Genomic DNA, 19,960 nt, shown 5'->3' with positions numbered 1-19,960 from the left:
GGTGCGTCACGAGAACCGGCGCAGTGTCGGCCACAACCGCGACCACGACAGGTCCGTCGGATCGCACAGCCACACCGCACCTCCCTGCTCGTCGGTGTCGATCCCGACGCCGTTGTCGATACTCACGACCACACGGCAGCCGTGGAAGGTCCGCGTCAGACCGTGCTGGTCGGAACCGGTCACGAGCAGGACCGGGCCGGTGTGCGAATCGGGCGGCGGACCCCATTCGTAGAAGCTCATATGTCCCGAATACGCCCGCGGCAGATCGACTTCCGGACCGAATCGGTCGATCGCGCCGGCCTCGCCGTAGTTCGCGGTGACGATCGTCGCCGTGCCACGCTGCACGGCAGGGACGGCATCCCACCCGACCCTCACCGCCGCCACCAGCTCGGGCCACCCGATCTGCGCGCCCTGTTCCGGATTCACCGCGTTCGACACCGTCGCGGACTCCACCGGCAACAGCGGGAGCATGAGAAGACCGTCCACGACTCCGGTCAGCACCACTGCCGCCACCACGACGCCGGTCCGCAGGCGGCCACGCGCCCAGTCGACGACGGGCTGCGCACCCGCGACGAGCAGAACCGCCAACAGGCCGAAGGCGTAGTAGAACTTCCCGCCGACGATCAGCAGCAGGCACACCGCCATCGGGTAGGCGAGCCCGAGGCACCGGGCGAATCCGAGTGCGGGATCGCGCACCAGCCGATGAAGACCGACCGCGCAGATCACCGCCATGGGTGGGCCGACGATGAGGAATTGCATCGGCACGAGCACCAGTCGGTTCTGCACACCGTCGTCACCGCCGATCCCGGAGGCGACCGACAGCATCGGGAAGTCATGGTGCCACTGCCACAACAGATTCGGGGATGCGACCCCGAGTGCCACGACCGCCCCCGCCGCAACCCACGAGCTGCGGAGGACCGCCCGCGGGCCGACGGGACCGAGCGCGATCGTCACCGACACCACCAGGAGCAGCACGGTGTACTTGTTCAGCATCGCCACTCCCACGACCACCCCGAGGGGCAGGAACCACCGCGGGTTCTCCTCGGCGAGAAGCCGCGCCAGGATCGTCGCGATGACCAGCCACAGCAGTATGTCGGTCGTCGGGGTGGACAACGAGTGACCGGCCTGCAGGATCATCGCGGTGACAGCAACTGCCGCAGCCGCGAGGACCTGCCCGCCACGTCCCGACCGCAATTCCCGCGCGAGGAGGCCGGCCACCACCACCGTGCACGCCGCGACCAGAGCGGGGATGACCCTCAGTCCGAGAGCCGAATCCCCGAACACCGCGACGCCCACCCGAGCGAGTACTGGGGTCAGTGGCGGCTGATCGACATAGCCCCAGGCGAGGTGGTGGCCGGCCACGCGGAAGTAGAGCTCATCGCGGTGATAGCCGTAGCGACTCGCGCAGGCGAGCAGAACCACTCCCAGTGCAGCACCGATGGCGACCACCGGGACAGCGGCGAAACCCGATCGTGTCGCGACCACGGTGCGCATGGTTCATGGTGACAACAGATGACTCAGTGCGCGTGGCTGGGATGGCAGCAGTCGCAGAGCTCACCGCTCCAGCCGAAACCGCGACCGGCCGAGATCTCGTCGCAGAAGTAGCACGACATGTGGGTGGCGCCGTGGAAGGCCAGCCAGTCGGTCACCCACTCGACAGCGTCGTCGACGGCGCGATTCCAGCGGTAGAGAGTGCGCAGGATCGGCCGGTCGATGAGGGCCGAATGGTCACGATGCACGCGGTGCTCGCAGAGCGGGCAGACCTCGACATCGGACGTCGAGGGCTTTCCGAGCGTGATCAGGGACACATGCGGATTATGTCCCAATCTGCCGCGCTTTTGTACGGAACATTTGAGAAAGCATACGAACATGCGACATCTGCAATCACCCCTCCGGTAGCCTGTACTCCTGCTTCGGACGGCCGGTGGTTCCGTACCGCAGTCTCATCGACAGACGACCATCGGCGACCAGCGTCGCGAGGTGGCGTCGCGCCGTCGGCGGCGAGATGCCCACGGACGCCGAGATCTCGTCGGCGAACACGGGCCCGTCGGCCTCGGTGACCGCCGCCAGGATCGACTGCTCGGTCTGTGACATCTCCTCCGAGCGGGGTGCGGCCATCCGTTCGCCGCGCATCGTGGCGATCGCCGAATCCACCTGCGACTGGACCAGATTCGACGCCTCGACGATCCTGCGGTACTGCGCGTACCCGGCGAGGCGGCGCGCGAGTTCGGTGTTCTCGAACGGCTTGATGAGGTAGGCCAGCGCGCCGGCGGTCAGCGCGTGACGCACGGCGGTCGCACTGTCCTCCGCGGTCACCACGAAAGCGTCGCAACGCATCTCACGGATCAGCTCGATACCCGATCCGTCGGGCAGGTGGACGTCGACCAGGGCGAGATCGATCTCGGGATGGTCGGTCAGCGCAGTGCGCGCCTCGGCCACGCTCCCGACACGAGCGGTGGTGGTGAAGCCGATCATCGCGTCGGCGATGGAGGCGTGCAGGGCCGCGACGCGGAAGTCGTCGTCGACCACCAGCAACGACAGCTCGGTCCTCGCCATCACACTCCCCCTGACATGGTTCGCGCCGCCCGAAGCACGCCCGGTATGCGCGCCACCATCACCGCTCCACCCAACGGGTTCTCCCCCGAGACCTCACCACCGGGGTCGCCGATGGTCACGTCACCGCCGTGGCCGCGCGCCGACTGACGTGACAGTGCCAGACCCATGCCGCGGCCCCCGGGGACCGTCGAGTCGCGGTGGCTGGTGACGCCCTCGACGAACACGTCGTCGCGGTCGTCGAACGCGATGCCGTCGCCGCTGTCGTTCACCGTGACGTGCACGGTGTCACCGTCGGCGACCACCTCGACCTCGACGGTCCGCGGCTCACGAGCACCGGTCGACGCGGCGTCGATCGCGTTGTCGACGAGGTTGCCGACGATGGTGATGACATCGACCGGCGAGGTGAGCTCGCCGTCGATCCACGTCTGCGGCCCGAGCACCAGCGTCACCCCGTGCTCACGCGCCGAGGCGGCCTTGGCGTCGAGAAACGCCCGGAGATGTGGTTCGGCGACGTTGTCGAGCCCGGGCGTCTCGATCGCGAAACGTCCGGTGCCGGCGACCTCGTCGAGGTACTCGAGCGCGGCGTCGGCATGGCCCTGACGGATGAGGCCGGCCACCACGTGGATCCGGTTCGCCGACTCGTGTCGTTGGGCCCGCAACGCGTCGGTCATCGCCTTGATCGAGGCGACCTCCTGGGTGAGTCCCTCGACGTCGGTGCGGTCGATCACCGACACCACCAGGCCGAGGTCCCGGCCGTCGCGCCGCACCTGTCGCGAGCTGACCAACACGATGCGGTCGCCGACCGCCGCGGCGCGGGGTGTCTCGACCGGGTCGTGGGCGACCTCGAGAACCCGTGGCGTGAGCCCGATGTCGTCGATGCGGTCACCGACGTCACCGGTGATCGCGAGAAGGTCGCGCGCCCTGTCGTTGATGACCCGCACGATGCCGCGCGCATCGGCGGCCACCACGCCGTCCCCGATCGAGTGCAGCACCGCCTCCTGCTCGCGCACCAGCTCGGAGAGCTGATCGGGTTCGAGGCCGAGGGTGAGCCGACGCCACCGTCGCGACAGCAGCACCGATCCGACGATGCCGACGAGCAACGCGGCCGCGGCGAGTGCGGTGGTGGTGACGATGTCGCCGCGGATGTCCTGCCGGACCTGTTCGGTGGAGATGCCGACACTGACGAGCCCGACGATGCGGCCGTCGGACGCCCGGATCGGGGTCTTCGCCCGCACCGATTCGCCGAGGGTGCCGCGTTCGGTGGCGAGGTCGTCGGATCCCGACAGCGCTCGGAAGGGGTCGGTGGACAACGGTTGTCCGAGCTTGTCGACCTCGGGGTGGGCGAGGCGGATGCCGCGGTCGTCGGCGATCACGACGAACAGTGCTCCGGTGCGGGCTGCGACGGCCAGCGCCTGCTGTTCGAGCGGCCCGTCCTCCAGGGCGGCACGTGTCGGGTCGAGCGCACCGGGAATCAGCCGCGAGTAGCGGGTGACCTCGGAGCGGACCTGTTGATCGCTGGCGACCGACCGCGCGATGGCGAGCGCGCGTTGGGCGTACTCGTCGCGCAGGCGGTCACCGGAACCGGAGATGAGTACGCCGAAGCCGACTCCGAGACTCAGCACGATGACGACGATCTGCAGCACCAGCACCTGGTTGCGCAGTTTCATCCGAAAAGGGTAGGCACCCGTCCTGCGACGGGTGCCCACCTTGGTCGAACTCGGTATCTCCTCGATCAGAACGGGATGACTCCCACGAGGACGCCGACCCCGAGCATCGACAGCGACACCAGGCCCGCCCGCCACAACACCTTCTTGTGGTGATCGGCCAGCGACACCCCGGCCAGGGCGACGAGCAGCAGGATCGCGGGGACGAGCGGGCTCTGCATGTGGAACGGCTGTCCGGTGATGGAGGCGCGGGCGACCTCGGAGGGATCGATCCCGTACTTGCCGGCGGTCTCCGACAGCACCGGCAGCACGCCGAAGTAGAACGCGTCGTTCGACATGAAGAAGGTGAACGGGATCGACAGGACGCCGATCACGATTGCCATGTGCGGCCCGAGGAACGTCGGCAGCACGCCGGTGAGCCACTGTGCGATCGCCTCGACCATGCCGGTTCCCGACATCACGCCGGTGAGGACCGCTGCGGCCAGGACCATCGCGACCACGGAGACGATCGACGACGAGTGCCGGGTGATCGCGGCCTGCTGCTCGGCCACGCGAGGGAAGTTGATGACCAGCGCGATGCCGGCGGCGATCATGAACAGCACCGGGATCGAGATGACGTCCATGCCGAGCACGGCGAGCAGGGCGACGGTGAGACCGGCGTTGACCCACAGCAGCTTCGGGCGCAGGGTGGGGCGGTTCTCGTCGAGTGCGCCGCCGGTGAAGCCCGAGTTCGAGGCGGGGGTCTCGTCGATGTCGTCGGGGCCGTCGCCGGTGCCCATCGAGGGCCGGGCCGGCGGGGTGGTGCCGTTGCCGGTACCGGGGCCGTCGAGGACGGCGACCGAGGAGTCGCCGCCGGAACCCGAACGGGCGAGGACGGATTCGCGAATCTCGATCTTGCCGATGCGACGACGCTCCATGATGCCGAGGTGGTAGCTGAAGATCATGACCACGATCAGGCCGACCACCAACGAGGGGATCATCGGGACGAACACATCCGACGGGGAGACGCCGAGAGCGGCGGCGGCGCGGGTGGTGGGCCCGCCCCACGGGAGGATGTTCATGGTGCCGTTGGCCAGGCCCGCGACCACGGTGAGGACGACCGGGCTGACGCCGAGCTTGAGGTACAGCGGCAGCAGCGCCGAGGTGGTGATGATGAAGGTGGTCGACCCGTCTCCGTCGAGCGACACGATCATGGCCAGAACCGCTGTTCCGACAACGAGTTTGGCCGGATCGTCGCGCACGAGGCGGACCACGAGGCGGACCACCGGGTCGAACAGTCCGACATCGATCATGATCCCGAAGAACACGATCGCGAAGAACAGCATCGCGGCCGTCGGCGCGAGATCCTTGATGCCGTCGCTGATCATGTCGCTGATGCCGAGCCCGGCGCCGGCGAACAGACCGAACGCGACGGGGACCAGGATCAGCGCGACCACCGGGGTGGCGCGTTTGGTGATGATCAGGAACATGAACGTGACCACCATCAGGAGGCCGAGTACTACGAGCATGGCGTCTACCGCTTTCTCACCGGGCTGGCGCGGAGTGATCTCCGCTACATCTGGAGTCTCGGGGTCACGCAGATCACAGTCACGCTTGAGCGCGTAAGGCACGTTCTGCGCATTTCGCGCGGCCGGATGGTGTCGCCGTGGCGGAACGCCGACGACCGATACGGGGCCGGTGGCATATTCGAGAGGTGATCGACATCGACCGCCCGCAGATCGAGGGTTCCGTCGCCGTGCGCCAGGGCCGCCGGATCGGCTTCGCCGAATTCGGTTCCCCCCACGGACGTGCGGTGATCTGGCTCCACGGCACCCCGGGGGCGCGACGGCAGATCCCGCTCGAAGCCCGACGGTGGGCAGGCGAGAACAACGTACGGGTGATCGGTCTCGACCGTCCCGGAGTGGGCTCGTCGACGCCGTACCGCTATCCGTCGGTGCTCGGCTTCGCCGACGACCTCCGCATCGTGGCCGATGCGCTCGGTGTCGACCAGATGGCCGTGATCGGCCTGTCGGGCGGCGGTCCGTACACCCTCGGCACCGCCTACGCGCTGCCCGAGCGGGTGGTGGTGGCCGGCGTCCTCGGCGGCGTCGCGCCGACGGTCGGACCCGACGCCATCGACGGCGGCGCGATGGGACTGGGCAAGTACGCCGCGGGGGTGCTCGAGGTGGCCGGCGCCCCGATCGGGCGGACGGTCAGTTCGTTCATCCGGGTGGCACGACCCATCGCGAGCCCCGCCATCGGCCTCTACGGGCTGCTCTCCCCACGCGCCGACCGGCAACTGTTGGCGCGACCCGAGTTCAAGGCGATGTTCCTCGACGACCTGCTCAACGGCGGCAAGCACCGCATGGAGGCCCCGTTCGCCGACGTCGTCGTGTTCTCGCGCGACTGGGGTTTCCGCATCGGTGACGTCACGGTCCCGGTGCGCTGGTGGCACGGCGACCGCGACCACATCATCCCGTTCCGCCACGGACAGCACGTCGTCGATCTGCTCCCCGACGCGAAGCTCTACCCGATGCCCGGCGACAGTCATCTCGGCGGCCTGGGAATGGCCACCGACATCCTCACGGAACTGATGTCGGTGTGGGACAGCACCGGTCGCTGAGGGCGCTGCAGGGGGTACTCGTCCTGGTCACCCTCAGCGCGTGCGGTTCCGACGACACCGCCGAACGGCCGATCGATTCGACCCCCTCCACCGTCTCGGCCGTCACCCTGCCCCCGACGGACGGCGGCTTCGACTACCAACTGGGCGGCGCATACCCGCCGCCGGACGGGACGACCGTCGTCGAACGCGACAGCACGGCCGATCCCGTCGCCGGCACCTACTCGATCTGTTACGTCAACGGCTTCCAGACCCAACCCGGCGTCGACTGGCCGCGGGACCTGCTGGTGCCCGGCGACGACGGGAACCCGCTCGTCGACCCCGGTTGGCCCGACGAACACCTGCTCGACCTGTCGACGCCGGCCCAGCGCGACGCAGCCGCCGCTCGCCAGCAGAACACCATCGACGAGTGTGCGCGCAAGGGATTCCGTGCCGTCGAGTTCGACAACCTCGACTCGTACTCACGCTCACGCGGGGCGTTCACCCTCGACGACGCCGTCGCCTTCGCGACCGATCTCACCACCAGGGCCCACCGTGCGCGTCTGGCCGTGGCGCAGAAGAACACCGCCGATCTCGAGAGCCGCGGCCGCGACGAGGTCGGCTTCGACTTCGCCGTCACCGAGGAGTGCGACCGTTTCGACGAGTGCGCGGCCGCGACCGAGGTGTACGGACCACGGGTGTTCGACATCGAGTACACCGACGATCTGCGCGGCAGCGTCGCCGATATCTGTGCCCGGTCGGCGACCCCGGCCATGACCGTGGTGCGCGACCGCGACCTGGTCCCGCGAGGCGACCCGGCGTACCGATACGCGCGCTGCTGAAAACTGCCCCGCTGCGAAGGGCCGAGGGGAATATGCCCTCGGCGCACGCTCAGGGGGCAGTTCTCGGCAGCAACCGGTGGTTGGATGAGCCATGACCTGCTCACCGTCGCTGTTCCGGCGCGCCGTCGGACTGGCGCTGATCGTGCTGGCGGCGACCGCGACCCTGCTGCTCGGCAGCCCGTCGACACCACGTGCCCACGCCGCACCGACATTGACCACCGTCGAACCCGGGGTCCTCACCGTCGGCACCGAGGGCACCTACGCGCCGTTCACCTACCACGAGAACGGGACCGGGCCGCTGACCGGTTTCGACGTCGACATCATCACCGACATCGCGAAGAAGCTCGGCCTGCGAGTGAAATTCGTGGAGGCCAATTTCGACAGCCTGTTCCCCGCCCTCGAGGCCGGACGCTTCGATCTCATCGCCAACCAGATCTCGTACTCCGCCGAGCGCGCCGCGAAGTACGACCTGTCGGATCCCTACGTTCAGACGGCGAGCGTGATCATCGCCCGGTCGGATGACACCTCGATCCGGTCGGTCGACGATCTCCGCGGCAAGACCGCGGCGCAGTCGCTGACGAGCAACTACGCCGAGATCGCCAAGGCCGCCGGCGCGGTGATCGAGCCCGTCGACGGGTTCTCGACCGCGATCCGACTGCTCGACCAGGGCCGCGTACAGGCGACGGTCAACGACGAACTGACCGCGAAGAACTACCTCACCTCCACCGGGGACACGAAGGTGAAGATCGCGGCGACGACACCCGACGTCAGCAGGCAGGTGTTCGCCGCCCGCAAGAACTCCGGTCTCATGCCGGCGATCAACACCGAGATCTCGGCGCTGCGCGACGAGGGCACGCTCGACAAGACCTACGCGAAGTACTTCGACGCGACGGCGAAGTCGCCGAGCTCGTGGGATGTGGTCCGCAGCAACCTGGTGCCACTGCTGAAGTCCGCGATCACCGGAACCATCCCCCTGACCGCCATCAGCTTCGTCATCGGTCTGGCGATCGCACTCGGGGTGGCACTGGCCCGTATGTCGAGCCGCCGGATCATCAGCGGCGTGGCCCAGATCTACATCTCGATCATTCGCGGGACCCCGCTGCTCGTGCAGCTGTTCATCATCTTCTACGCGCTGCCCGAGCTGAACATCGTGGTGAGTCCGTTCCCGGCGGCGATCGTCGCCTTCAGTCTCAACGTCGGCGGCTATGCCGCGGAGATCATCCGTGCGGCGATCGAGTCGATCCCCAAGGGCCAATGGGAGGCGGCGTCGACGATCGGCATGAACTACACGACGACACTGCGGCGCATCATCCTGCCGCAGGCCGCGCGCACCGCGGTCCCACCGCTGTCGAACACACTGATCTCGCTCGTGAAGGACACCTCGCTCGCCTCGACGATCCTCGTGACCGAGCTCTTCCGCCAGGCCCAGAACGCCTCGGCGGCCAGCTTCGACTACCTCGCGCTCTACAGCACCGCGGCGGCCTACTACCTGGTGATCTGCCTGGTGTTGTCCTTCGGTCAATCCACCCTCGAGACCCGACTGCGAAAGTACGTGGCCACATGAGCACACCCGTGATCGAGGCGACCGGCCTGACCAAATCCTTCCGCGGACCCAAAGGTGCGACGATCCCGGTCCTGCACGACAACGACTTCACGGTCGACCACGGTTCGGTGACCGTGATCATCGGCCCCTCCGGGTCGGGCAAGACGACGATGTTGCGTTCGTTGAACGCCCTCGACATCCCCGACGCGGGCGTCATCCGCATCGGGGAGGTGAGCGTCGATTTCGCGACTGTCGGGAAGCCGCGGCCCGGTCTCGGATCGGGACGCAAGTTCAGCCGCGCCGACAACGCACTCCTCGCGCGCTACCGCCTGCAGAGCGGCATGGTGTTCCAGTCGCACAACCTGTTCCCGAACAAGACGGTGCTGGCGAACATCACCGAGGGCCCGGTCATCGTGCAGAAGCGCGATGCCGAGCAGGCCCGCGCCGAGGCCCATGAACTCCTCGACCAGGTCGGCCTGGCCGCGCAGGCCGAGCAACTCCCCCACCAACTCTCGGGCGGACAGCAGCAGCGTGTCGGGATCGCTCGAGCACTGGCGATGAAACCCACGGTCGTGCTGTTCGACGAGCCCACCTCGGCGCTCGATCCGGAGTTGGTCGGCGACGTCCTCGGCGTGATCAAGGACCTCGCGACCGCGGGCACCACGATGGTGATCGTCACCCACGAGATCCGTTTCGCCCAGCAGGTCGCCAACCAGGTGCTGTTCATCGACGGTGGCGCGATCGTCGAACGCGGAGCGCCGGCCGACGTGATCGGTGCACCGAGCAACGACCGCACGAAGACCTTCCTCAAGCGCATCCTCGACCCGGCCTGACGCCGGCGCGATCACGCACCAAGCGAGCGCTTGATCGCCTAGGGTGCGGTCATGTCCGCACGCTTCACTGCCGAGGAACTCAGCGCTGCGTTCGCTCAATTCGAGGCGACCACCGAGGCGTGCGCGGCGAGTGGCGACTGGAACCCGTGGGCCGAGCAGTTCACCGTCGATGCCGACTACATCGAGCACGCGATGGGGACCCTGAAGGGGCGCGAGCAGATCCGTCCGTGGATCGCGAAGACCATGGGCACCTTCCCCGGCAACCACATGGTGGCGTTCCCGTCGCTGTGGCACGTCACCGATCCGGCGACGGCCCGGGTGATCTGCGAGATCGACAACCCGATGCGCGATCCGGGGGACGGTTCGGTGGTGTCGGCGACGAACATCACGATCCTCACCTACGCCGGCGACGGGCTGTGGTCGTGCGAGGAGGACGTCTACAACCCGATGGAGTTCGGCCTGGCCGCGAAAACATGGTGTGTGCGGGCGAAAGAGTCCGGCACCATCACCCCCGAGGCGCAGCGGTGGCTCGACACAACGGGCGCCTTCTTCCCCTGAGGTCAGCCGCACCGCAGGAGACCGTGTCTGTTATTCGTCACGACCGTGTTGCGGAAACTTGGGTCGCACAGGGAGAACCCGTACTCTGAAACACTGTTGAGAGTGGATCCACGCACGTCGAAGAGGGGCTGAAACACATGGCACGCGAGATGACCCAACTCGAACTCCTCCAGGAGCTGTCTCCGGCGGCCGAGGAGAACGTCAACCGTCACCTCGCCGTGGCCAAGGACTGGAACCCGCACGACTACGTGCCGTGGGACGAGGGAAGCAACTTCGCGATGCTCGGCGGCCAGGACTGGTCGCCGGAGCAGTCCGAGCTCGGTGACGTCGCCAAGGCGGCCATGATCACCAACCTCCTCACCGAGGACAACCTCCCCTCGTACCACCGCGAGATCGCCAACAACTTCTCGACCGACGACGCCTGGGGCCACTGGGTGGGTCGCTGGACCGCCGAGGAGAACCGCCACGGACTCGCGATGCGTGACTACCTCGTGGTCACCCGCGGTGTCGATCCCGTGGCCCTCGAAGAGGCCCGCATGATCCACATGACCAACGGGTTCACCTCCGTCGGTGTCGGTGGCGACCGCGCCGACGAGGTCGAGGCCCACGGCGGCGAACTGGGCCTGCTGTACACGGTCGCGTACGTCACGTTCCAGGAGCTCGCGACCCGAGTCAGCCACCGCAACACCGGCCGCGCGTGCAACGACCCCATCGCCGACAAGATGCTGCAGCGCATCGCCGCCGACGAGAACCTGCACATGATCTTCTACCGCAACATCGTCTCCGCGGCGATGGATCTCACGCCGGATCAGACCATGCGCGCGATCACCGACGTGATCTGCAACTTCCAGATGCCCGGCGCCGGTATGCCCAACTTCCGTCGCCACGGTGTGCTGATGGCCAAGCACGGGATCTACGACCTGCGCCAGCACCACGAGGAGGTCGTGCTCCCGATCCTCCGCAAGCTCAACGTCTTCGACCGCGACGACTTCGGCGCGCAGGGCGAGGCCGACCGCGAGCGGCTCGGCGAGTTCGTCGAGAAGCTCGGCGAGGACACCCTGAAGTTCGAGGAGATGCGTGATCGCGCGCTGGCCCGCGAGGCGGCCAAGCGCGAGGCCCGCGCGTCGTAGGCAGCCCTTGACCACGCTCCTGGACCCGGCAACCGCCGCCCCCGATTCCTCGGGTGCGGCGGTTTCGGCATCGGGATCGACCCGTCCCGCGCTGTCCATCGGTCGTTTCGCGCTCGGCAGTCCCGTGGTGCTGGCGCCGATGGCCGGCGTCACCAACATCGCGTTCCGCACGCTGTGTCGTGAGCTCGAACTCGAGCGCACCGGCACCGTCTCGGGTCTCTACGTGTGCGAGATGGTGACCGCCCGCGCACTCGTCGAACGCCACGAGTCGACGATGCACATGACCACCTTCGGTCCCGACGAGAACCCGCGGTCGATGCAGCTCTACACCGTCGACCCCGAGTACACCTACGCCGCGGCGAAGATGATCGTCGACGAGGATCTCGCCGACCACATCGACATGAACTTCGGTTGCCCGGTGCCGAAGGTGACCCGCAAGGGTGGCGGCGCGGCGATCCCGTTCAAGCGGCGGCTGTTCGCCCAGATCGTCGCCGCGGCGGTCCGCGCGACCGAGGGCACCGACATCCCGGTCACCGTGAAGTTCCGCATCGGGATCGACGACGATCACCACACCCACCTCGACGCCGGCCGCATCGCCGCCGCCGAGGGCGCGAAAGCCGTTGCACTGCATGCCCGTACCGCGTCGCAGCGATACTCGGGCGAGGCCGACTGGTCGGAGATCGCACGGCTCAAGGAGCACGTGACCGAGGTTCCCGTGCTCGGCAACGGCGACATCTTCGAGCCGCCGGACGCGGTGGCGATGATGGAGCAGACCGGGTGCGACGGCGTCGTGATCGGCCGCGGCTGCCTCGGTCGCCCGTGGCTGTTCGCCGAACTCAGCGCAGAACTCAACGGCCTGCCTGCACCGACCCCGCCGACGCTCGGCGAGGTCGCACAGATCATCGTCCGGCACGGACGTCTGCTCGCCGACCACCACGGCGAGGACAAGGGCATGCGTGAGATCCGCAAGCACGTCGCGTGGTACCTGCGAGGGTTCCCCGTCGGCTCGGATCTGCGCCGTGACCTGGCGCTGGTCACCAGCGTCGATCAACTCGTCGACCTCGTCGGCACCCTCGACGCCGACGCCCCGTTCCCCCGCGACGGACACGGTCCGCGCGGACGCCAGGGATCGCCCGCCGCCGTAGCCCTGCCCCAGGGGTGGCTCGACGATCCCGACGACGACGCCGTGCCCGCCGGCGCCGACGTCATGCACTCCGGGGGCTGAGTCGATTCCATGACGTGTTCATCCGGCCGTAGCGGCACGTACCATTGGTCACGTTCCCATAACGGCAGAGGAGTCCGGTGAGCGACGACCCCACTCCCGGATCAGCAGATCCGGGTGATCCCTCGCGCCGTCCCGCCCCCGGTTCCCGACGTGACGACATCCGTCGTCGCCTCGACCAGCCGTCCGACGACGTGCTGCGCGAACCCCCTGACCGGGAACGACTGCGGCGCGGCTCCACCGGACGTCTGACCGTCGCCGAACTGCTCGCGCAGATGAACGACCCGTCCGCGTCGTCGCCCTCCGCAGCAACGCCCCCTCCCACGACCCCGTCGCCGCCGACTCCCCCGCCGCCGACTCGATCGCCCGTGGGCGACACCGACGACGACCGCACCGAGAACATCCCGCCGGTCGTCGACGACACCCCCGCCCCGCCCGCTCCCTCCCGACCGGCGGCCCCTCCTCGATCCCCTGCGCCCCGTACCGCGGCGGCACCCGAGGTCCTCCCGCCGCGAAGCGACCGGGTCGCCCAGGCCGCGAGACGCAGCGGTCGGGTGCGCACCGCCCGGACCGCCGCCCGGGTCGTGATCGTGGTCGGAGCGGTGCTGGCCCTGGTCGGCACCGGCACCGTGTGGGGGTACCTCCGGGTCACCAACGGCGGCTTCCGCACCATCGAGGCCGTCGACTCCAACGACAAGAACATCCGCAACAAGGGCGCCCAGTACGGCGACCAGACCTACCTGATCGTCGGCACCGACACCCGCGTGGGGAACAACGGCAAGGTCGGTGCGGGCACCACCGCCGACGCCGAGGGCGCCCGCTCGGACACCGTCATCCTCGTCAACGTCCCGGCCAACCGGAGCCGCGTGGTGGCCGTGTCGTTCCCGCGTGACCTGCAGATCGACCGACCCGACTGCGAGAGCTGGGACAACAACACCGCCACCTACGACCCGAACACGATCGTCCCCGCCGAGACCGGCGCCAAGCTCAACACCGCCTACGGCGACGGCGGCCCCAAGTGCGCTGTGAAGGTGATCCAGCAGCTCTCGGGGCTCAACATCAACCACTTCATCGCGATGGACTTCTTCGGGTTCGAGCAGGTGGTGAACAAGCTCGGCGGCGTGCAGGTGTGTTCGCCCACGCCGCTCTACGACTACGAGCTCGGCCAGATCCTGTCGCGCCCGGGCAAGCAGACGGTGAAAGGCCAGCGGGCATTGAACTACGTGCGCGCCCGCACGATCGACACCGAGGGCAACGGCGACTACGGCCGCATCAAACGCCAGCAGCTGTTCATGTCGGCGCTGCTGCGCGGGATGCTCTCGGGCCAGGTGTTGTCGAACCCGGCACGACTCAACGGGATCATCAACACCTTCACGAAGTACAGCTACGTCGACGGCATCGACACCGACAGCCTCGTGAACCTCGCACAGTCCCTCGAGGGTCTGCAGGCGGGTCGCGTGACGTTCCTGACGATACCGACCTCGGGTACCACCACCGACGGGTCGAACAACGAGATCCCCCGCACCGACGACATCAACGCGATCTTCGACGCCATCATCAACGACGATCCCCTGCCCGGCGAGCAGAAGGCGTCGGCCCCGTCGTCGTCCTCCTCGTCGTCGAAGGCGCCGTCGTCGTCTGCGCCGAGCACGACGCCCGCCGCACCCCAGGTCATCACCGCGTCGGCGTTGGCGCCGTCGGCGGTCGGCGTACGGGTCCTCAACGGGACCGGCACCACCGGGCTCGCGACGCGGGTGTCGGATCAGATGTCGCAGCTGGGCTTCGACGTGCGCGGCGTGGCCGACGCCTCGCAGAACCAGACGCAGACCGTGGTCCGCTACGGACCCGGTGAGCAGGCCGCGGCCGCGACGGTCGCGTCGATGATCACCGGCGCCGTGATCCAGCCCGACCGGACCGTGAAGTCCGGGGTCGAGGTCCTCCTGGGCAGCGACTACCCCGGGGAGATCGGCGCGGTACCCACCGCCGGCGAATCGCTGCGGGTGACCGAGAATCCGCGATCCGACGAGGCCGTCGACCTACCCAGCGATCTGTCGGTGACCAACGCCGCCGACACATCCTGCAGCGGCTGACCGACCGGCAGATCCGCGATCTTCCTGCGCGTTCACCGCGCGTTCACCGCGAGACAACCGTCCGATCCGGGTCTGCCAGTACCCTTGGCACATGCGGAATGCGTACCACGAGCAGATGGCCGAACTGAACGGCATCCTCGGCCACATGTCAGAGCTCGCCGGCGTCGCCATGGAGCGCGCCACACAGGCACTTCTCCAGGCCGACCTGGCGGTCGCCGAGTCGGTCATCTCCGACCACGAGCAGATCGTGCGGCTCTCCGCACAGGCCGAGGAGCAGGCGTTCGCGCTGCTCGCGCTGCAGGCCCCGGTCGCCGGTGATCTGCGCGCCATCGTCTCCGGATTCCAGATCGTCGCCGACGTCGACCGTATGGGCGCTCTCGCCCTCCACGTCGCGAAGGTCGCGCGCCGCCGCCATCCGAGCAAGGCCCTGCCCGAAGAGGTCAACGGCTACTTCGCCGAGATGGGTCGCCTCGCCGTACAGATGGCGCTCTCGGCCCGCGAGGTGCTCAACAGCCAGGAGCCGACCGACGCGCTGCGTCTGCAGAGTGACGACGACGCCATGGACGACCTGCACCGTCACCTCTTCACGGTTCTCATGGACCGCGACTGGAAGCACGGCGTCGCCGCGGCCGTCGACGTCACCCTCCTCGGCCGCTACTACGAGCGCTTCGCCGACCACGCCGTGCTCATCGGCCGTCGTGTCGTGTTCCAGTCGACCGGCAAGACCCCGGAGCAGTTCGTCGAGGCGCAGCCGCACTAGTCGTCACCTGCTCCCCACCCCGACATCCACGAAGCCCCGGTCCTCTGCGGAGGACCGGGGCTTCGTGTCTGTCGTGGAGCGCTGTCGATCTAGCCGAAGCGGCCGGAGATGTAGTCCTCCGTGGCCTTCTGCTCGGGGTTGGAGAACATGGTCTCGGTGTCGTTGATCTCGATGAGCTGTCCGGCCTGGCCGACGCCGGCGAGGTTGAAGAACGCCGTCTGGTCGCTCACACGTGCAGCCTGCTGCATGTTGTGGGTGACGATGACGATCGTGTAATCCTTCTTCAGCTCGGTGATGAGGTCCTCGATCGCGAGGGTGGAGATGGGGTCGAGCGCCGAACACGGCTCGTCCATCAGCAGGACCTCGGGCGACACCGCGATGGCGCGCGCGATGCACAGACGCTGCTGCTGACCACCGGAGAGGCCGCCGCCGGGCTTGCCCAGACGGTCCTTGACCTCTTCCCACAGGTTCGCCCCGCGCAGGCTGCGCTCGGCGACCTCGTCGAGCTCCTTCTTGTTCCGCATGCCCTGCAGCTTCAGGCCGGCCACGACGTTGTCGCGGATCGACATGGTGGGGAACGGGTTCGGGCGCTGGAACACCATGCCGATGGTGGAGCGCACGCTCACCGGGTCCACCGAACGGCCGTAGATGTCCTCACCGTCGAGCAGGACCTTGCCCTCGACGCGGGCGCCGGGGGTGACCTCGTGCATGCGGTTGAGCGTGCGGAGCACCGTCGACTTGCCACAGCCCGACGGGCCGATGAAGGCGGTGATGCAGCGCGGCGGCACCTCGAGCGAGACGTCCTTCACCGCGTGGAACGCGCTGTAGTAGATGTTCAGGTCTTTGATGTCGAGACGCTTTGCCATGTCGGGCTCTTTCGTTCGGGTCGTGCGAATGTCTGTGTGGGCGCAGGTGATCCGGCGGGGACGCCTCAGGCCTTCTTGGGTGCGAACAGGCGCGAGACGAGCTTGGCGCCGAAGTAGATCACCGCGACGATCAGCACCAGGGTGAGGGCCGCGCCCCACACCTTGTCGAGTGCGTCGGGGCCGTTGTTGTACTGCTGCACCATCATCAGGGGCAGCGACTGCTGGTTGCCCTCGAACGGGTTGTTGTTGATCGCTCTCGTCGAGCCGACGAGGATGAGCACCGGAGCGGATTCACCCATCACGCGGGCGACGGCGAGCATGACGCCGGTGACGATGCCCGACAACGCCGTCGGCAGCACGATGCTGACGATGGTGCGCCACTTGGGGACACCGAGTGCGTAGGACGCCTCACGCAGATCCTGCGGGACGATCTTCAGCATCTCCTCAGTGGAGCGCACGACGATCGGGATCATCAGCAGCACCAACGCGAGCGCGACCACGAAGCCCGACCGGGGCAGACCCAGGGTGGTGCGCCACACGGCGTAGATGAACAGGGCCGCGACGATGGACGGCACACCGGAGAGGATGTCGACCATGAAGGTGGTGAAGCGGGCCAGCACCGACTTGTTGCCGTACTCGACGAGGTAGATCGCGACGAAGATGCCCACCGGGATCGAGATGACCGCGGCGAGCAGCGTCTGCTGCAGGGTGCCGATGATCGCGTTGAACGCGCCGCCATGCAGCTCGTCGAACTGCCACCAGTCGGCCGACAGGATCGGGCTGATGCCCCGAACGATCAGCGTGACCAGCAGCCACACCAGCGGCGCGAGGGCGATCAGCAGTGCCGCCGACACCAGCACCAGGGCCACCTTGTCGGTGACCTTGCGGCGGGCGATGACGGGGGTGAAGCCCGACGGGTCCCGCTTGACCGGGCCTACGCTGGGACTCTCGAGGGTGGCGGTCATGACTTCGCCTTTCCTGCGACGACCGAGCGGGCCGCGGCGTTGACGATGAAGGTCAGCACGAACAGGGTGAGGCCGGCCGAGATGTAGGCGCCGGTCTTGATGGGCGAATCGAACTCGGCGGCGTTGTTCGCGATCTTGGTGGCGAACGTCTCACCGCTCTCCATCAGGTTGAAGTTCAGCGGACCGGCGGTCGAGATGATGAGCAGCAGCGCCATGGTCTCGCCGAGCGCGCGACCGAGGCCGAGCATCGAGCCGCTGATGTAGCCGGAGAAGCCGAAGGGCAGGACCGAGACCTTCACGACCTCCCACTTGGTGGCACCGAGGGCCAGTGCGGCCTCACGATGTCCGATGGGGGTCTGCACGAAGACCTCGCGGGTGACGGCAGTGATGATCGGCAGGATCATCACCGCGAGCACGATGCCCGCGGTCAGCAGGGTGCCACCGGTCGAGAGGTTGGCGACCTGGGTCGGTTCCTTGAAGAACGGCAGGAACGAGAGGTTGTTCACCAGCCAGTTGTCGAGCGGGACCAGCGCGGGACCGAGCACGAGGATGCCCCAGAGGCCGTAGACGATCGACGGCACGGCGGCCAGCAGGTCCACCAGGTAGGTGATGGGACCGACGAGGCGGCGCGGGGCGTACTGCGTGAGGAAGATCGAGATGCCCAGGGCGACCGGCATGGCGAGGATCAGTGCGATCACCGAGACCACGACGGTGGCGTAGAGCAGGTTCAGGATGCCGAACTGCAGGGTGTCACCGGAGGTGACCCAGTCGCCGGAGTAGGTGAAGAAGTTCTCGGAGTTCTTCAGCAGCGCCGGGACGGCCTGGATGACGAGGAACACCGCGATCAGGGCGATGAGCACCGAGATGAAGATGCCCGAACCGACCGAGAGGGTGCGGAAGATCTGGTCGCCGAGACGGGTGACCGTGCCCGCGGTCGCCGATCCCGACTTGTCGGCGTTGTCGCCGGTGGGAGGGGGACCGGGAATCGTTCCGGCCATCGGGTCCGGGCCGCTGAGCGAGGAGGTCATGGATCCTTCTGAATCAGCCGTCTGGCCGGCGCGCAGTTCGCCGTGCACTTCGGTCATGAGCAATGTCTCCCAAGTCTCTCAACCAACGTCGCGGGGCCGCAATTGCGCGGCCCCGCGACACCGGGTCATCGATGCCGGCCCGATCGGGCGTGGCAGCGGTCAGCTGAGTGCGTTGACCGTCCCCATCAGGGTGTTCTTGTAGCTGTCGGGCAGGGCGACGTAGCCGAGATCCGACAGGCCTTCCTGACCGTTGTTCAGGATGGTGGTGAACGCCGACTTCAGGATGGCGCCCTTGTTGCCGGTGTAGCCCTTCGAGCAGACGATCTCGTAGGTCGTCAGCAGCAGCGGCCACGCGCCCGCGGTCTTGGTCTCGAACAGCTTGTCCGTGTCGACCTGCAGGTCCTTCGAACCCGGGGTCTTGAACTGCACGCTCTCGAGCGCCTTGCCGGCGGTGTCGGCGTCGAGCTTGGTCGCACCCGAACCGAAGTCGAGCTGCGCCAGGCTGAGCTTGTTCTGCTCGGCGAAGCCCCACTCGACGTAGGTGACCGAACCGGGGGTCTTCTTCACGGTGTCGCCGACGCCGGTCGACTTGGCCGCGGCCGAGCCGCCCTGACCCTTGAAGGTCTTGTCGTGGGCGTAGGGCCAGTCCGACTTGGCGGTGTCGCCGAGGAAGCGCTGGAAGTTGTCGGTGGTGCCCGAGCTGTCGCTGCGGTGGACCGGGACGATCTTCTCCGACGGCAGGCTCTTGCCCGGGTTGAGCGCGGCGATGGCCGGGTCGTTCCAGGTGGTGATCTTCGAGTCGAAGATCTTCGCGAGCGTGCTCGGGTTGAGGATCAGGTCGTCGACGCCGGACAGGTTGTAGGCGATCGAGACCGGGCCCGCGACGAGCGGGATGTGCCATGCGTCATTGCCGGCGCAGCGGGTCTTGGCCGAGGCGGCCTCGTCGGTCTTCAGCGCCGAGTCCGAGCCGGCGAAGTCGACGTCGCCGCTGATGAACTTCTTCACGCCGTCACCGGAGCCGCTGCCGGTGTAGTTGAGGACGATGCCGCCGTTGGAGGCGAGCACGTCCTGGAACTTCTCGACGGCCTTCTGCTGGGCGGTCGATCCCTCGCCGCTCACCGACTGGCCACTGAAGCTGTTGTCCGAGCTGGCGCCGCTGCTGCCGCTGCCCGAATCGCTGCCGCCGCCGCTGCACGCCGACAGGGTCAGCGTGGCCGCGACCGCGATACCGACGGCCGCGGTGCCGCTGCGAACAGCCGAGCTCCGATTGAATTTCACTCCAGGGTCCTCCGTTGTGATGTGACAAATGTGTGTGGCTGCCCGAG

At 67.8% G+C, this 19,960-nt stretch carries 18 protein-coding genes; 9 read left to right on the top strand and 9 right to left on the bottom strand.

Annotated elements, in window-relative coordinates:
* Positions 1-6 precede the first annotated feature (6 nt).
* From OG579_RS18065 to OG579_RS18045, 5 genes are all read right to left on the bottom strand, one after another.
* Positions 7-1,494, bottom strand: a complete 1,488-nt coding sequence (locus OG579_RS18065; RefSeq protein WP_328857064.1) for a glycosyltransferase family 39 protein — start codon at positions 1,492-1,494, stop codon at positions 7-9.
* 23 nt (positions 1,495-1,517) lie between these two features.
* Entirely contained in the window at positions 1,518-1,808 is a 291-nt protein-coding gene (locus OG579_RS18060) for a hypothetical protein (protein WP_045824227.1), read from the bottom strand.
* A gap of 76 nt (positions 1,809-1,884) precedes the next feature.
* Positions 1,885-2,556 carry a response regulator gene (locus OG579_RS18055; protein ID WP_328857063.1) on the bottom strand — a complete coding sequence of 224 codons (672 nt, stop codon included), beginning with the start codon at positions 2,554-2,556 and terminating at the stop codon, positions 1,885-1,887.
* Entirely contained in the window at positions 2,556-4,223 is a 1,668-nt protein-coding gene (locus OG579_RS18050) for a sensor histidine kinase (protein WP_328857062.1), read from the bottom strand. Before OG579_RS18050 ends, OG579_RS18055 begins: the two co-directional genes overlap by 1 nt.
* Before the next feature lie 65 nt (positions 4,224-4,288).
* Positions 4,289-5,728, bottom strand: coding sequence for a CitMHS family transporter (locus OG579_RS18045; protein ID WP_328857061.1), 1,440 nt, complete (start codon positions 5,726-5,728; stop codon positions 4,289-4,291).
* A gap of 185 nt (positions 5,729-5,913) precedes the next feature.
* Between OG579_RS18045 and OG579_RS18040 the strand changes: the two genes are divergently transcribed.
* The 9 genes from OG579_RS18040 (at position 5,914) to phoU (ending at position 15,776) form a co-directional block, all read left to right on the top strand.
* The gene (locus OG579_RS18040; protein WP_045824223.1) at positions 5,914-6,822 is read left to right on the top strand and encodes an alpha/beta fold hydrolase; all 909 of its coding nucleotides are present in this window, start codon (positions 5,914-5,916) and stop codon (positions 6,820-6,822) included.
* The gene (locus OG579_RS18035) at positions 6,801-7,640 is read left to right on the top strand and encodes an endo alpha-1,4 polygalactosaminidase (RefSeq protein ID WP_328857060.1); all 840 of its coding nucleotides are present in this window, start codon (positions 6,801-6,803) and stop codon (positions 7,638-7,640) included. The genes OG579_RS18040 and OG579_RS18035 overlap by 22 nt, the downstream gene beginning before the upstream one ends.
* A gap of 91 nt (positions 7,641-7,731) precedes the next feature.
* Positions 7,732-9,204: an ABC transporter substrate-binding protein/permease gene (locus OG579_RS18030; protein WP_328857059.1), complete on the top strand. Its 1,473-nt coding sequence runs from the start codon at positions 7,732-7,734 to the stop codon at positions 9,202-9,204.
* Positions 9,201-10,016: an amino acid ABC transporter ATP-binding protein gene (locus tag OG579_RS18025; protein WP_328857058.1), complete on the top strand. Its 816-nt coding sequence runs from the start codon at positions 9,201-9,203 to the stop codon at positions 10,014-10,016. Before OG579_RS18030 ends, OG579_RS18025 begins: the two co-directional genes overlap by 4 nt.
* Positions 10,017-10,067: 51 nt before the next feature.
* Positions 10,068-10,574, top strand: a complete 507-nt coding sequence (locus OG579_RS18020; protein ID WP_328857057.1) for a nuclear transport factor 2 family protein — start codon at positions 10,068-10,070, stop codon at positions 10,572-10,574.
* 137 nt (positions 10,575-10,711) lie between these two features.
* Entirely contained in the window at positions 10,712-11,704 is a 993-nt protein-coding gene (locus OG579_RS18015) for an acyl-ACP desaturase (protein WP_045824220.1), read from the top strand.
* Positions 11,705-11,843: 139 nt separating this feature from the next.
* Complete coding sequence (gene dusB / locus OG579_RS18010; protein WP_408068830.1) at positions 11,844-12,929, top strand: tRNA dihydrouridine synthase DusB; 1,086 nt, start codon at positions 11,844-11,846, stop codon at positions 12,927-12,929.
* Positions 12,930-13,006: 77 nt separating this feature from the next.
* Positions 13,007-15,016: an LCP family protein gene (locus tag OG579_RS18005; protein ID WP_328857056.1), complete on the top strand. Its 2,010-nt coding sequence runs from the start codon at positions 13,007-13,009 to the stop codon at positions 15,014-15,016.
* 91 nt (positions 15,017-15,107) lie between these two features.
* Entirely contained in the window at positions 15,108-15,776 is a 669-nt protein-coding gene (gene phoU / locus OG579_RS18000; RefSeq protein WP_045824264.1) for a phosphate signaling complex protein PhoU, read from the top strand.
* Positions 15,777-15,865: 89 nt separating this feature from the next.
* On the opposite strand, the gene pstB is transcribed toward phoU, so the two are convergent.
* From pstB to pstS, 4 genes are all read right to left on the bottom strand, one after another.
* Positions 15,866-16,642, bottom strand: coding sequence for a phosphate ABC transporter ATP-binding protein PstB (pstB, locus tag OG579_RS17995; RefSeq protein ID WP_045824265.1), 777 nt, complete (start codon positions 16,640-16,642; stop codon positions 15,866-15,868).
* 65 nt (positions 16,643-16,707) lie between these two features.
* Positions 16,708-17,607: a phosphate ABC transporter permease PstA gene (gene pstA / locus OG579_RS17990; RefSeq protein ID WP_045824266.1), complete on the bottom strand. Its 900-nt coding sequence runs from the start codon at positions 17,605-17,607 to the stop codon at positions 16,708-16,710.
* The gene (gene pstC / locus OG579_RS17985) at positions 17,604-18,635 is read right to left on the bottom strand and encodes a phosphate ABC transporter permease subunit PstC (RefSeq protein WP_328857055.1); all 1,032 of its coding nucleotides are present in this window, start codon (positions 18,633-18,635) and stop codon (positions 17,604-17,606) included. The genes pstA and pstC overlap by 4 nt, the downstream gene beginning before the upstream one ends.
* A 159-nt stretch (positions 18,636-18,794) precedes the next feature.
* Positions 18,795-19,913 (bottom strand): phosphate ABC transporter substrate-binding protein PstS, encoded by a 1,119-nt coding sequence (gene pstS / locus OG579_RS17980; protein WP_328857054.1) that lies wholly within the window; start codon positions 19,911-19,913, stop codon positions 18,795-18,797.
* Between the last annotated feature and the right edge of the window lie 47 nt (positions 19,914-19,960).

Source organism: Williamsia herbipolensis, from assembly GCF_036153515.1.
Classification (GTDB): Bacteria; Actinomycetota; Actinomycetes; order Mycobacteriales; family Mycobacteriaceae; genus Williamsia_A; species Williamsia_A herbipolensis.
Note: the sequence above shows the minus strand (reverse complement) of the source record. Positions and strands in the feature narration are given on the sequence as shown.